The organism is Aeromonas sp. DNP9 (genome assembly GCF_001728955.1).
GTDB lineage: Bacteria > Pseudomonadota > Gammaproteobacteria > Enterobacterales > Aeromonadaceae > Aeromonas > Aeromonas veronii.
Window position 1 is genome coordinate 26214 of the sequence record NZ_LYSQ01000010.1, and the last position, 14697, is coordinate 40910.

Annotated in this window: 13 protein-coding genes; 5 read left to right on the forward strand and 8 right to left on the reverse strand. The window is 57.7% G+C overall.

Going from position 1 to position 14697, the window contains the following annotated elements; translation table 11 throughout:
• The first annotated feature begins 63 nt into the window (after positions 1 to 63).
• From cysG to cysC, 5 genes are all read left to right on the forward strand, one after another.
• The gene (gene cysG / locus A9G06_RS08395) at positions 64 to 1500 is read left to right on the forward strand and encodes a siroheme synthase CysG (protein WP_069554906.1); all 1437 of its coding nucleotides are present in this window, start codon (positions 64 to 66) and stop codon (positions 1498 to 1500) included.
• A gap of 96 nt (positions 1501 to 1596) precedes the next feature.
• Complete coding sequence (cysD, locus tag A9G06_RS08400) at positions 1597 to 2565, forward strand: sulfate adenylyltransferase subunit CysD (RefSeq protein WP_069554907.1); 969 nt, start codon at positions 1597 to 1599, stop codon at positions 2563 to 2565.
• Between the two features lie 12 nt (positions 2566 to 2577).
• Positions 2578 to 4005: a sulfate adenylyltransferase subunit CysN gene (cysN, locus tag A9G06_RS08405; protein ID WP_069554908.1), complete on the forward strand. Its 1428-nt coding sequence runs from the start codon at positions 2578 to 2580 to the stop codon at positions 4003 to 4005.
• Positions 4006 to 4009: 4 nt separating this feature from the next.
• Positions 4010 to 5734, forward strand: coding sequence for an SLC13 family permease (locus A9G06_RS08410; RefSeq protein WP_069554909.1), 1725 nt, complete (start codon positions 4010 to 4012; stop codon positions 5732 to 5734).
• A 248-nt stretch (positions 5735 to 5982) separates the two neighbouring features.
• Positions 5983 to 6573 (forward strand): adenylyl-sulfate kinase, encoded by a 591-nt coding sequence (gene cysC, locus A9G06_RS08415; RefSeq protein WP_069554910.1) that lies wholly within the window; start codon positions 5983 to 5985, stop codon positions 6571 to 6573.
• A 459-nt stretch (positions 6574 to 7032) separates the two neighbouring features.
• Here cysC and A9G06_RS21905 read toward each other — a convergent pair whose 3' ends face one another.
• The 8 genes from A9G06_RS21905 to A9G06_RS08440 form a co-directional block, all read right to left on the reverse strand.
• On the reverse strand, positions 7033 to 7281 hold the full coding sequence (locus tag A9G06_RS21905) for a hypothetical protein (RefSeq protein ID WP_139126194.1): 249 nt from the start codon (positions 7279 to 7281) through the stop codon (positions 7033 to 7035).
• Between the two features lie 146 nt (positions 7282 to 7427).
• Positions 7428 to 8135 carry a PIN domain-containing protein gene (locus A9G06_RS21435; RefSeq protein WP_171903384.1) on the reverse strand — a complete coding sequence of 236 codons (708 nt, stop codon included), beginning with the start codon at positions 8133 to 8135 and terminating at the stop codon, positions 7428 to 7430.
• A gap of 3 nt (positions 8136 to 8138) precedes the next feature.
• Complete coding sequence (locus A9G06_RS21915) at positions 8139 to 8771, reverse strand: hypothetical protein (RefSeq protein ID WP_139126195.1); 633 nt, start codon at positions 8769 to 8771, stop codon at positions 8139 to 8141.
• Positions 8772 to 9378: 607 nt separating this feature from the next.
• Positions 9379 to 11016 carry a PAS domain-containing methyl-accepting chemotaxis protein gene (locus tag A9G06_RS08420; protein WP_069554911.1) on the reverse strand — a complete coding sequence of 546 codons (1638 nt, stop codon included), beginning with the start codon at positions 11014 to 11016 and terminating at the stop codon, positions 9379 to 9381.
• 276 nt (positions 11017 to 11292) lie between these two features.
• Entirely contained in the window at positions 11293 to 12153 is an 861-nt protein-coding gene (locus tag A9G06_RS08425; RefSeq protein WP_047439578.1) for a TIGR03899 family protein, read from the reverse strand.
• A gap of 104 nt (positions 12154 to 12257) precedes the next feature.
• Positions 12258 to 12731: a DUF3299 domain-containing protein gene (locus A9G06_RS08430; RefSeq protein WP_026034852.1), complete on the reverse strand. Its 474-nt coding sequence runs from the start codon at positions 12729 to 12731 to the stop codon at positions 12258 to 12260.
• 31 nt (positions 12732 to 12762) lie between these two features.
• The gene (locus tag A9G06_RS08435) at positions 12763 to 14010 is read right to left on the reverse strand and encodes an ABC transporter permease (protein WP_042052401.1); all 1248 of its coding nucleotides are present in this window, start codon (positions 14008 to 14010) and stop codon (positions 12763 to 12765) included.
• Positions 14004 to 14693, reverse strand: a complete 690-nt coding sequence (locus tag A9G06_RS08440; RefSeq protein WP_069554912.1) for an ABC transporter ATP-binding protein — start codon at positions 14691 to 14693, stop codon at positions 14004 to 14006. The genes A9G06_RS08435 and A9G06_RS08440 overlap by 7 nt, the downstream gene beginning before the upstream one ends.
• Positions 14694 to 14697: the final 4 nt, after the last annotated feature.

Genomic DNA, 14697 nt, shown 5'->3' on the forward strand with positions numbered 1-14697 from the left:
GAGGGATAAGCTGCCCTGCCTATAGTCGCCCCATATTAGTCGTGTTCCGAGGGATGGGCCGAAATGGATTATTTACCTATGTTTGCCAAGTTGGAAGGCCGCCCGGTACTGCTGGTGGGCGGGGGCGAGGTTGCCCTGCGCAAGGCGCGCCTGCTGCTGGCGGCCGGTGCCCGGCTGACCCTGGTCTCCCCGAAGCTTGAACCGGAATTTGCGGAATTCACCGGTCGTTTCACCCATCTGGCGGAGCGCTTCACCCCGGCCCATCTGGCTGGCCAGATTTTGGTGGTGGCGGCGACCGACAACCTCGAAGTCAACGCCCTCGTTTATCAGAGTGCCAACCAGCTGGGTCTGTTCGTCAACGTGGTGGATGACCCCAAACGCTCCAGCTTTATCTTCCCCTCGATCATCGATCGCTCGCCGCTGATGGTGGCGGTCTCCAGTGGCGGCAAGGCGCCGGTGCTGGTGCGCCTGTTGCGTGAGCGGTTGGAGAGCCTGCTGCCGCGCCATCTCGGCGGGCTGACCGAGCTCTCTGGCCGGGTCCGTGACAAGGCCAAGCGGGTGCTCTCCTCGATTTCCGATCGCCGTCGCTTCTGGGAGCGCGCCTTTGCCTCCAACACCCTCGCCAGCCTGATTGAGAAAGAGGATTGGCAAGGTGCCGAGCAGTGGCTGAGCGATGGCCTCGATCAGGCGAAAAGCGAAGTAGGAGAAGTGGTGCTGGTCGGCGCGGGCCCCGGTGATCCGGGCCTGTTGACCCTCAAGGCGCTGCAACAGATTCAACAGGCTGAAGTGGTGCTCTACGACCAGCTGGTCTCGCCTGAGATCCTCGATCTGGTGCGCCGCGATGCCACCCTGGTGTCGGTTGGCAAGAAGGCGGGCGCCCACAGCGTGCCGCAGGAGGAGACCAATCGCCTGCTGGTGGAATACGCCAAGGCGGGCAATCGGGTGGTGCGGCTGAAAGGGGGCGATCCCTTTATGTTTGGCCGGGGTGGCGAGGAGCTGGAAGTGCTGGCCGATGAAGGCATCCCCTTCTCGGTAGTGCCCGGCATCACGGCCGCCGCCGGTGCTACCGCCTATGCCGGTATTCCGCTGACTCACCGTGATTACGCCCAGAGCGCAGTCTTTATTACCGGCCACTGCCAGAAAGAGGGCAAGGAGCCCGACTGGCAGCAGCTCGCCGCCACCAGTCAGACCCTGGTCATCTACATGGGGCTGATGCGCTCCGAGCATATCCAGCAGCAGCTGGTGGATCACGGCCGAAGCCAAGCCACCCCCATCGCCATCATCGAGCGCGGCACCACATCCCGCCAGCGGGTGCTGACCGGCACCTTGGCTGATCTGGCCGAGCTTGCCAAACAGGCGGTGAGCCCGTCGCTTATCGTCATCGGCGAAGTGGTCGCCCTGCGCGATCGGCTGGCCTGGTTTGGAGAGCAGGGCGGCGAGCAGCAGCGCGCTAACCCGGATCTCGATGGCTGCGACCTCAAGCTGGTGCAGCTGGCCTGACCGAGAAAGAGATATTTGATGCGGCTGCCAGCGCGGCCGCGCACTGAACCACCCAGCGCCCCGAGCAGGCGCATAAGCAATGACCCGAGGACCAACATGGACCGTGAAAGATTGACCCACTTGCAGCAGCCGAACGCGGAGAGCAGTCATGCAGGTGTCTCTCGTGAAAGATTGACACATCTGCAGCAGCTGGAAGCCGAGAGCATCCATATCATCCGCGAGGTGGCTGCCGAATTTGAAAACCCGGTGATGATGTACTCCATCGGCAAGGACTCCTCCGTCATGCTGCATCTGGCCCGCAAGGCCTTCTATCCGGGCAAGATCCCCTTCCCCTTGCTCCACGTCGACACCGACTGGAAGTTCAAGGAGATGATCAAATTCCGCGACGAGACCGCCAAAAAGTACGGGCTGGATCTGATCGTCCACAAAAACCCGGAAGGGCTCGCCATGGGCATCAACCCCTTCGTGCACGGTAGTGGCAAGCACACCGACATCATGAAGACCGAGGGGCTCAAGCAGGCGCTCAACAAATATGGCTTCGATGCCGCCTTCGGCGGTGCCCGTCGCGATGAGGAGAAGTCCCGCGCCAAGGAGCGGGTCTACTCCTTCCGTGACAAGTCCCACCGCTGGGATCCGAAGAACCAGCGCCCGGAGCTGTGGCGGGTTTACAACAGCCAGGTCAACAAGGGGGAGAGTATCCGGGTGTTCCCGCTCTCCAACTGGACCGAGCTGGATATCTGGCAATACATCTATCTGGAAAAGATCGACATAGTGCCGCTCTACTTCGCCGCTTACCGTCCGGTGGTGGAGCGCAACGGCATCAAGATCATGGTGGATGACGATCGTATGCCCATCGGCCCGGAAGACGAAGTGAAGCAGGAGCTGGTGCGCTTCCGCACCCTCGGCTGCTACCCGCTGACCGGGGCCATCGAATCCGATGCCACCACCTTGCCGGAAATTATTGAAGAGATGCTGCTCACCACCTCGAGCGAGCGGCAAGGGCGGCTGATTGACCACGATCAGGCCGGCTCCATGGAGCAGAAGAAGCGTCAGGGTTATTTCTAAGGAGTCGTCAGCATGAACAGCCATATTCAGACCGCCATCACCGAACAGGGCATCGAAGCCTATCTGCACGCCCAGCAGCACAAGAGTCTGCTGCGTTTTCTCACCTGCGGCAGCGTGGATGACGGCAAGAGCACCCTTATCGGTCGCCTGCTGCACGACTCCCAGCAGATTTATGAAGATCAGCTCAAAGCGCTGGAGTCCGACAGCCAGAAGCTCGGCACCACCGGCGAGAAGCTGGACCTGGCACTGCTGGTAGACGGCCTGCAAGCGGAGCGTGAGCAGGGCATCACCATCGACGTGGCCTACCGCTATTTCTCCACCGCCAAGCGCAAATTTATCATCTCGGATACCCCGGGGCATGAGCAGTACACCCGCAACATGGCCACCGGCGCCTCCACCTGCGATCTCGCCATCATTCTGATCGATGCCCGCAAAGGGGTGCTGGACCAGACCCGCCGCCACAGCTTTATCGCGAGCCTGCTTGGCATCAAGCAGTTCGTGGTGGCAGTCAACAAGATGGATTTGGTGGAGTTCAGTCAGGAGGTGTTCGAGCGCATCAGTGCCGACTACCGCGAGTTCGCCAAGAAGCTCAGCGTCGATACCATCCATATCGTGCCGGTCTCGGCGCTAGACGGTGACAACGTGGTCAACCAGAGCGACAAGCTGGCCTGGTACGAAGGCGAAACCCTGCTGGCGCTGCTGGAGTCTGCCGAGGTGGAGCGCGAGCTGGAGCGCCATCCGGTGCGCCTGCCGGTGCAGTATGTGAACCGCCCCAACCTCGATTTTCGCGGCTTCGCGGGCACGCTCGCCTCCGGCATCCTGCGGGTGGGCGACAAGCTGGCGGTGCTGCCGTCGGGCAAAGAGAGCACTGTGACCCGCATCGTCACCTTCGACGGGGATCTGGAGTACGCCCTGCCGGGTCAGGCCATCACGGTCACCTTTGCCGATGAGATCGACATCAGCCGCGGCGACCTGCTGGTGGATGCCGCCAATCGTCCGCAAGTGACCCAGAATGTGCTGGCCCATATCGTCTGGATGGGGGAGGAGTCCCTGCAACCGGGCCGGGTCTACGACGTCAAACTGGCCACCAAGAAGAGTCGCGGTCAGGTGGAGGCCATCCGCCACCGTATCGAGATCAACAAGCTCGACGAGCTGCCCGCCAGCGAGCTCAAGCTCAACGAGATCGGCCTGTGCGAGCTGAGCCTCACCGACCCGGTGGCGTTCGACCCGTATCAGGAGATCCGCGATACCGGCAGCTTTATCCTGATCGACCGGCTGACCAACGTCACCGTCGGCGCTGGCATGATAGTGGAAGGCTTGGCCGCCAAAGCGGTAAAAGGGCACTACAGCGAGTTCGAGATCGAGCTCAATGCGCTGGTGCGCAAGCACTTCCCGCACTGGCAAGCCCTTGCCATCGGTAACGACACAAGCAAGGAGTAAGCCCATGACCTGGCAACAATTCCTGGTGCTGGGTCTGCTGGCTGCTCTCGTGGCCCTGCTGATCCAGGGCAAACTCCGCCCGGCGCTGCTCTTCTCGGGCGCCGTGCTCATCACCTACCTGAGCGGGCTGGCGGATATCAACGCCGTGGCGGCGGGCTACACCAACAGTGCCCTGCTGACCCTGGTGCTGTTGCTGCTGGTGTCGCTGGCGGTGGAGAAGACCCGCATCATGAGCTGGTTCGCCAATCTGGTGGGCACGGGTTCATTCAACAAGGTGCTGGTGAAGGTGTGGTTCTCCACCGCCTTCCTCTCGGCTTTCGTCAATAACACTGCCGTGGTGGCCTCCATGCTGGGAGCGGTCAAACGCAACCCCAACCACGCGCCATCGCGGCTGCTGTTGCCCATGTGCTTCGCGGCCACCTTTGGCGGGGTGCTGACCCTGATCGGCACCTCCACTAACCTGATCGTCAACAGCTTCCTCATCAAGATGGGGGCGCCGCCGCTCGGCATGTTCGACTTCTTTATGGTGGGGGCGGGTACTCTGCTGACCGGTCTGGTGGCCGTGCTGCTGTTTGCCCGTCACCTGCCGGTGCAGGATACCGAGATGAGCCGCGAATCCGGCTACTTTCTCGAAGCCAAGGTGGGCGCCGGTTCACCGCTGGCGGGGCGCAGCGTCAAGGAGAACGGCCTGCGCAGCCTGAAAAGCCTCTATCTGGCGGAAATCATTCGCGGCGAGCAGGTGATCTGCCCGGTGCAGCCGGAACACGAGCTGCACGAAGGGGACGTGCTGCTGTTCTGCGGCGACGTGGAAAGCGTCGGCGTATTGCAGGAGATGAAGGGGCTGGATCTCTACGGCCAGCACCGCCTCAACGGCCAGCATCTGGTGGAGGTGATCGTCAGCCACAGCTCGCGGCTGGTGGGTCAGACCATCAAGGATGCGGAATTTCGCACCCACTTCGATGCGGTGGTGCTGGCGGTGCGCCGCGGCGAAACCCAGCTTACCGGTGGCCTCGGCCAGATTGAACTGCACGCCGGTGATACCCTGCTGCTGGCTCCTGGCCCCCAGTTTGCCCGCAACAAATCGCTGGGGCGGGAGTTTGTGGTGGTGAGCGGGCTGGAAGCCTCCACCCGCCTCGATGGCAAGCGCAGCGCCGCCGTGGTTCTGGGCTTTCTCGGGGTGCTGGCGCTCTCGGTATTCGAGCTGGTGCCGCTGTTCAAGGGCTTGCTGCTGATGCTGGTGGCGCTGCTGCTTACCCGCATTCTGACTCTGGACGAGATCCGCCGCCGCTTTCCGCTGGATATCTGGCTGGTGGTGGGCGGGGCGCTCGCCATTGCCGATCAGCTGGAAAAGAGCGGACTGGCCAAGCTTATCGCCGACTGGCTGATGGGGGAGTTTAACGGTGCCAGCCCCATCATCGCCTTTATCGGTATTTATGTGTTTACGCTGGTGCTAACCGAGCTGATGAGCAACAACGCGGCGGCCGCGCTGGCCTTCCCCATGGGTTACCAGCTGGCGCTCAGCATGGATGTCTCGACCATGCCGTTTATTCTGGCGGTGCTGTTCGGGGCGAGCTCCAGCTTTATCCTGCCCTACGGCTACCAGACCAACCTGATGGTCTATGCCGCGGGCAACTACAAGATGCCGGACTACCTCAAGCTGGCTCTGCCGGTCTCGCTGGCCTATAGCATCGGGGTGATTGTGATGGTGCCCCTGCTGTTTCCGTTTTAAGGCGTAAATACTAATCAAGGGGTGTTGGATGAGTAATGCCATGGCATCAGCACGTTGTCGGCTGATAGTCCGAGGCGGCTCCCCGTGGTGCCGGACCGTTTAAGTTTTGAGGCGTGAACGCCAAGCAAGGAGTGTTGGATGAGCAATACCATGGCACCAGCACGTTGTCGGCTGATAGTCCGAGGCGGCTCCCCGTGGTGCCGGACAGTTTAAGTTTTGAGGCGCGAGCGCCAATCAAGGAGTGTGGGATGAGTAATATCGTGTGGCACAAGCATGCCGTGGACAAACAGAGCCGGGCCGAGCTTAAAGGGCAAAAACCGCTGGTGATCTGGTTTACCGGGCTCTCCGGGGCGGGCAAATCGACCCTGGCGGGGGCGCTGGAGCAGGCGCTGGCGGCACAAGGCAAGCACACCTATCTGCTGGATGGGGACAATGTGCGCCACGGCCTCTGTGGCGATCTCGGTTTCGATGATGCCGCGCGGCAGGAGAATATCCGCCGGGTCGGCGAGGTGGCAAAACTGATGGTGGATGCGGGCCTTATCGTGCTCACCGCCTTTATCTCGCCATTTCGTGCCGAGCGGGCGCTGGTACGCAATCTCTTGGGCGAAGGGGAGTTTGTCGAGGTGTTTGTCGATGCGCCGCTCGCCATCTGCGAAGAGCGCGACCCCAAGGGGCTCTATAAAAAGGCGCGGGCAGGGGAAATTACGAATTTTACCGGTATCGACTCCGCCTACGAGGCGCCGGAGCAGCCGGAAATCCATATGCTGAATGCCGGTAAACCGGTGGAAGTGCTGGTGGAGGAGTTGCTGACCGCCTTGCGGCAGGGGAACTACCTGTAGCTGGATCGGAAGAACCTATCACAAGCGCCCGGCGGCCGGCTAGTTGGCTACCACGGGCGCTTATGGGCTGGCGACCACCACTATAAGCAAAAGTTGGGTCATTATCGGAAAGCCAATAAATCTAGCTTATAGTGGCGCCGACGAGCCTTAAGCCGTCTCAAAGCGGTCGATAGCAACCCCGCAAGAGGAGCTTCCGATCCTTGCTTATATTTCGGCTGGGTTATTCGCGATTGTCAGAATACGCTGCGCTATTCGAACCTACGGGCTGATTTTTATGGGTTAAGCATGACACCCGCCTAAGGGGCTAACAACGCATAACACTAAACTCAAACACAACAACCATAACCACCGCGGTTCAATGGGACTGGAAACGCCATGCGTTGACAGTCCCTCTTGAAGCGTTTGTTATGTACGTGTTTGAACGCTTCACTTTCCCTTTATGTGTTGTCACAAATCAACTTAAAAACGCCAAGACTTAGCCCCTGTGATAACCAATACCTCACCAATTAAATTTTGATGAGCGTAGTTAATTAGTTCGTCGAGGGATGAAAACTCTCTAGCATCTTGACCAGTTGAATCACCAAGATAAGCTGTCGAGGCACCAACTTTTATGGCTAAGCACCACGTTTCGTTATCTTGTGGAAGTGCCGCAACCTTGGCTGCACTTGAACTAGATGCCTTTTCAAATTTTGACTTTTCGTAGATCATGTCTATTCCCTTGTAAAATTAATTACACATAACGCCCTGTTAAGGGGTGAGCAACGCAATACCAAAGCCACCGCATACCACCTTAATAACTTAAACCAACGTATGGCAAAAGTGACACGAGTTGCGAATCCCTCTTGAACAGTTTGTTATGCCAGCCCTTTTGATATAGCTAGAATACAATCAATGCTGCTAATTAATTGAGCATTATGGCGGCTAAATTGCGAGTCAAGGGGAGGTTTCAAATTTGATGGTGTTCCGAAATCATCTTTATTTGCCGAAACGAATATAACTCTTTCATCAAATCCACTATCTCTTAGCTCCTGACAAAGTTCAAGAAAACACTCAACAATCTCACAGTCTTTTGGTTCTAGTTTACCTTTTCTTGCAGGTGCTTCTAATTTACGTACTCGTTGCATTGCTTTTAAAGTATGATCATCTTTTCTCTCTAAAGATAAGCATGATTTTAGAAAATTTTCAGAAAGAGCTTTAACCTTATCTGATATATTTAAATTTGATATTCTTTGTGGAATAGGGTAGCTCGTGTTAAGAACAAGATTTGTTACACCAAACATGGAACTAATATTTCTATCTGTTTTAGCAATCTCCCTGTTCATTGTATATAAAACTGTCTCTATGTTATCAGACCACTCTTCGTTTACATTTTGACACGAAACTAACCAACATGTTTTTCCATTTGCTTTTATTAAAGCAATCATATTTTTTGCGTAAGACTCTGATAACCCATTAAGATGTAGAGAGTTTAGAACATCAAGAATTGAACAGGTATCAAAAAAGAAAACAGGAAGCTGGTTATTTATTATCGTATTCTTTATATCATTAACACTTAAATACATGAATTAACTCTCCATGTACATAATTAGATCTCTGGCAAATTCAAATTCAATTGCCAACTTATGTGCAGAGTTTTCATCCCAACCTTGGTCACATAAAACCCTAATAAGATCGGATGTATCCACATAAGTATGCTCTCTACAAGTTTGAACAATAAATGCAAACCATCTGTTTTGATCACAAGGGTGAGAACTTCCAGTTGATTTATTTGCTAAAGAAGAGAAGGATTTTAGTAACTTTGCACTCTCATAACCAACCACATCCTCATCACTAATGATACCAGTTGTTATTTCAACGTTAACATCACAATCTGAAGCTGCTGGAATTAAACATGTGTTATAAAAGTCAGTAATAAGACTATTATACTCATCATAGTCAAGCTGTCCTACTTCAAGTGGTACAACATTAGGAATATACCATGTGTTTTTATCTTTTTGAAAAATGCTAATCCCAGCACTTGGCAACCTACCATCATTGGCTCTTTTAAAACTAAAAGCAATCTCGCCTAAATATTTTGAATTTTCTTCATTTTCATAAGAGCGACTCCAAGAAGATCTAACCTGATCAGTAACTTTATTGATAAAGTCTGTGATTGAGACATCCCCTGTATTAATATATACATCCTTAAATGCTTTCATTTTAATTCCTATAATAATATTAAACTATGAAAAAGGCATAAAAGTGATTAGATGGAAATTGGTACTAATCCGTTAGCAGAGCATTCCATATAACTCCGTAACATTTTCACTGCCGCCAAGTAAAAAAATAATTAAATCATTATGTTATCAGCTTTCTTCTCGTGCCTGGCGTATTCGCTTGACTTCCTCTTTTTATGCCACTGTTACTACTATATGAAAAAACATCTCGTCTGTTGGGCTTCGCTACGCTCTTCGCCAACCAGCAAAAATTACGCTACCGCCCCTGAATTTCAGCCTCCAGTCTGCTGCTTTTTACCGGCATTTTGGCACTGGTTTGGTTCATGGCTGACTCCTGCGAGAGGTTGCCAAGCGGCTATGTTACCGAACGGGGCTGGGGTGAAAAGCGCAAGCGGGCCGTTTCCTGAGCAAGATCAACAAATTAATCATTAATGGGTTTAAATGTGGCCGCTCAACCGCTTGGGCCCATCAGCGCAGAGGGAAATCGGACAGTGAAGCGGGAGTGTCGCTATCTTGTTGGCGGGCATTAAAAAACCCTATGGGCCCAAAGGCCCATAGGGTTTGTCTGCGGTGATTGTTGGTGTAGTGGTTATCTGGCTTGGCGAACCGGCACGGCGCGGGTAGCGGCCACTTCGTAGCGGCTCTGGCTTGCCGGAGCCCCTTTCTGGAACTGGCGTACCAGCCGGTCGAGATCGCTTAACTGGTTTACCAGCTGGGTGATGCCGTGCACGGCGTGCTGGCTGCCGACGCTGGAGTCATCAGCCAGGGTCTTGATGCTGAGCACGTTGCGGTTGATCTCGGCGGTAACGTGGGACTGCTCCTGCACCGCCTGGGCAATCTGGCTGCTGCCGGAGGCGACCTGCTGCAGCATATTGTTGATTTGCTGGAGTATGGTGCCGGTCGCGGTGGCCTTCTGCTGGCAACTGTCGGCAAGTTGGCAGCCCTTCTCCATCGCTTGCTCAGCCTCGCCAGAACTGTTTTGCAGCTCGGTGATCATCTTCTGGATCTCGCTGGTCGAGGATTGGGTCTTGATGGCGAGGGTGCGGATCTCGTCAGCTACTACCGAGAAGCCGCGACCCGCTTCGCCAGCCCGGGCCGCTTCGATGGCGGCGTTGAGGGCCAGCAGGTTGGTCTGGTTGGCGATGTTGTTGATCACATCGAGGATGCCGTCGATATCGCGGCAGTGGCCGACCAGCGCACTGATCACGCTCTTGGAGGTGATAAGTTCGCTGTTCATACCCGCCACGGCAGCCACGGTTTCGGCCACGCTACTGTTGCCGCTCTTGAACAGCACGGCCGTTTCATCCAGCAGGCTGGAGGAGTCAGTCGAGCTTTGTGACACCTCGCGAATGGATTCCGACATCTCGGTCACGGCAGTGGCTACCTGATTGGTTTCGGCCTGCTGCTGTTGCAGGTTGTCGGTGATGGATTCGGCGTTGCGCAGATCCCCCTCGGCGGCTTGCAGGATCTTGCTGCAGGTCTGTTGGGTGCGGGCCAGCACGGCGTTGAACTCGGCCTGATTCATTACCATCGAGAGTTCGATGGCGGCGATATTGTCCACCTTGTTGGTGTAGAGCAACTGCATCAGCGGGTTGTCAAAGCGGCTGCGGGCCATCTTGTTGAGCTTGCCGAGACGGCGGGAGAGGGCATTCAGGGTGATGGCCGCTATCGCCAGCGGCAGGGCGGCCAGCGCCAGTTGCCAGTTCATGTCGTGGCTGTAGCCCAGGGCAAACATGGCGAGCAGGCTCAGCAGCAGACAGAGGTTGATGGCCAGGGTATGGGAGAAGGTGGGCAACTTGAGCGCCAGCGGCAGCTTGTTGTTGCGAAGGTCGGCATAGACCTTCTCGGCCCGCTGTTTGATCTCCTCGCTCGGGGCGGTGCGCACAGACTGATACTCCACCACCCGGCCGCTGGCATCCTTGATGGGGGTGACAAAGGCGCTGACCCAGTAGTGATCGCCATTCTTGCAGCGATTTTTCACCGGCCCCATCCAGCTCTTGCCATCCCTGATGTGACCCCACAGATCGGCAAAGGCCTGTTTCGGCATGTCAGGATGGCGCACCAGATTGTGGTGTTCCCCCTTCAGCTCGTCGAGCGAGAAGCCTGCTATCTCGCAGAACTCATCGTTGGCGTAGGTGATGCGGCTCTCCAGATCCGTAGTGGAGATCAGGCTCTGGTGGTCTGGATAGAGGCGTTCTCTTTGGGTAACCGGTTGATTGATTCTCATGGCCTTGCTCCCGAGCTGTGGTGGTTAAGTTTTGATCTGCATCAAGACATCTGCAAGGGGCGGGCCAGCTGGCAAAAGCTAATGATTTATGTGTTATTAGTGCCGTTTTGGCAGGAAAAGATCGTTGCTGTTTGCAATATGCAACGGATCTGACTGGATGTGCCTCTGCGGCATCTGCAATTTGCAACCTATTCTGGACAAGCCCATGAGCTGGGAGCCAGCAGCTTGATGCGAAGGAACCACGAACCGACGGGGCATCCGCTGCCCCGCCAGAGATCAGGGGAGAGGGTCGGGAGCGGGTGAGGAGGGGGCGCTGACGAGCTGCATCACTTCAATCTGGATCCCCTGCACCAGCACGGTTTTCAGATCCTGCAGGTACTCCTCCAGCGGCGACTCTTGCAGCAGTTGGGCGAGCTCGTTGCCCACCGGGGTGAGCCGGTAGTAGAGCAGGGTGATGTTGTTCTGCTTGCACTGCAGCCGCCAGCGCTGGTTGCCAAACTCCAGCTCGACCCCATCGGCGGGCAGCGGGCCTGACTCCAGCTCCGCACGATGCAGCAGCCCGAGCTCGAACAGTTGCAGCAGGGCGTTGTAGGGCAGTCGATATTTGCCAAGGCCGAGGCGCGTTGCCTTGGCACGACTCAGCAGGGTGGCCCCCTTGTGCAGCCCCAGCAGCAGTCGCTGCTCGTCGCTGCCGGTGTAGTGGCAGGTCAGTGAACAGATGCGCTGAAACAGCTGGGCCTCGCGCTGGGTCATCTCTTTGAGGGTGGCGAGTGCCCGGATGGAGAAGCGGCCCGGCGTGGCGACTTCCAGCGCGAAGATCCGCCCCCACAGCTGCTGCATCGGCACCATGCTGATATCTTCCGCCAGTTGCAGGAAGCGGGTCAGCCAGTCACTGTCCATCTCGCCGCCGGCCGCGGTCTCTTCGCAGTGGCGGGAGGCCATCACCATGATGGCTTCCAGATTGCGCTGGCGGGCGGCCTGATCCGCCAGATGGCGAAAGGTGGCGCGCTGTTCGAAGGTGCTGTCGGTGTTGCGGGTGAGCATGCCGTCGATGCCGCGACTGCGGGCCAGACGCAGGGTCTGCTCCTGGCTGCTCAGGATCGAACTCTCTTTTTTCGGGGGGGGGAGGTCTGCCATGCTGACTCCATTCGCACAGGTTCTGGAGCTGAATGTTACTCCAACCGGGATGCCAAGATAACAAAGCGGCCTCCGTGGAGGCCGCTTTTTTTGCAACGGGAGGATTACTCCTCGTAGACGCTCACCTCGACCGCCTCCATCGAATAGGAGGCGGTGGCCATCTCGTGGCTGGAGCTGACAGTGCGCATCTTGCCCTTCACCCAGATGGCATCCCACAGATCATCCACCGGCGCACCCTTGGGGTAGCTCACATAGATCACCTGATTGGTGGGGGGGGGCGGCACATGGATGCAGGCGCCGAAGTAGGGCACCAGCAGGAAGGCGGTTATCTTCTTGGCATCCCCCTCCAATGGCACCACGAAGCCCGGAATGCGCACATCCTGGTTGTCCAGCTTCTTGTTCACCCCGCCCACCGGTTGTGGCACCGACATGGGATCTTCGTGATTGACCTGGGGCGGTGGCAGCAGTTTCTCCCCTTCCGGGATCAGCACATCCCAGTCGATGGTCTTGTAATCGGCGGCCAGGGCGGGCAGCACCAGCAGGCTGGCGAGCAGCGCCACAATTTTCCACTTCATCATCTGTCCTTCTGTTTCTATTTTGGGCGTCTCGCTAGACGCGAATGCTCATGCCATCGCTCAGGCTGTAGCGGTAAGCGCGGGCAGCAGGAAGCAGGCCAATCACCATGCCTGCCAGCCACACTACCCCCAGCAACTGCCACTCATAGGCGCTCGGCAGCCCCAGACTCAGTTGCAGGCCATAGTGGCTGAGCAGCCAGGGCGAGGCAAGCCCCTGCCCCAGATAGAGCACGGCGACCCCGAGAGCGATACCGACAGTGGTCAACGCCATGGCCTCCAGCGCCAGCAGCAGGAACAGGTGGGCAGGGCCCGCGCCGAGGGATCGCAAAATAGCGAGCTCCCGGCGCCGCTCGTTAAGCCCAGCCAGCAGGGTAGTCAGCATGCCGATCAGGCCCGCGACCACCACAAAACCGGCGATCACCGACAGCGCGGTTTCCGCCACGCTCATCAGGCTCCACAGCTCCTGCAGGGCGGCCCCCGGCAGGATCGCCATCAGCGGCTCTTTGGGATAGGTGTTGACGCTGCGCTGCAGCTGGAACGCCAGAATGCGGTTGCTCAGCCCCACCATAAAGGCGGTGATGGTTTTCGGGGTGAGATCCTGCGCCAGCGCCTGCTCCGGTGTCACGTTCTTGCTGTGGCGGCCGGTATCCCAACCGAGATGGATCGCCTCAATCCCCGCCAGCGGCACATGGATGGTGCGATCGATGGGCGTGCCGGTCGGTGCCAGAATGCCCACCACCTTGAACGGCAGATTGTCGTGCTGGCTGAACGAGGTGTTGCCAGCGCCGTGGGCAATAACGATGGATTGGTCGAGGTGATAGCCGAGCTTCTCGGCCACCTGGGCGCCCAGCACAGCTTCAAACGGCGTGTCGAACGGTCGCCCCTCGCGCAGCTGCAGCGACTGCTGCTGACCGTACTTCAGGTGGGTGAAGTAGTCGCCATTGGTGCCGAGCACCCGAAATCCCTTGTGGGAGTCGCCAAGGGAAAGCGGGATGGTCCAGGCGACGCCGGGTTTCTGCTTGATGGCTTGATAGGAGTCCCACCCCACGTTGTTGGTGGGGTTGCCGATGCGAAACACCGAGTAGAGCAGCAGGTTAACCTGGCCGGAGCGGGCGCCGACGATGAGATCGGTTCCCGAAACGGTGTTGGAGAAGCTTTCACGGGCCTGGGTGCGCACCCGCTCCACCCCGAGCAGCAGGGTGACGCTGATGGCGACGGCCAGCAGGGTGAGACCGGCGGTAAGGCGGCGGGCCCAGAGACTTTGCAGGGCGAGCTTTAGCATGATGCCCTCCGGTTGAGCTGTTGCAGGTTTTCTACCCGCGGGAACAGGGGTTCGAGATAAGGGTCGTGGCTGACGAAGATGAGGGTCGAGCCCTGCTTGTCGCACTCCTCGAACAACAGCTTGATAAAGGCCGCCCGGTTGTCGGTGTCGAGGGCCGAGGTGGGCTCGTCGGCAATCACCAGCGGTGGCGAGCCGATCAGCGCCCGCGCGGCGGCAACCCGCTGCTGCTGGCCGATGCTGAGGGCATGGACGGGGCGATGCAGCGCCTCGTCCGGTAGTTGCAGCTCTGCCAGCAGACGGCGCGCCTCCTGCTCCGGACTCCCTTGCAGGCGGGCCCGTTTGGCGGGCGAGAAGGTGAGGGCAGCGGTCACGTTGTCCTGCACCGAGAGAAAGGGCAGCAGATTGAACTGCTGGAAGATATAACCCAGATTGGCCGCCCTGAAGTGGTCACGGGCACGGCCAGAGAGCCGGGCCAATGGTTGGCCCAGCACCTCCAGGGTGCCGTGGTTGGCTGTCTGGATCCCGGCCAGCAACCCGAGCAGGGTCGATTTGCCGGAGCCCGATGGCCCCTTGATAAAGACCCGCTCACCCTCGCGGATGGTGAGGGCGGGCAGATCGAGTACGGCGTCGCCACTTGGCCAGGCAAAGGCCAGATCGCGGATCTCAACCACGGCTTTTTTCATGGCG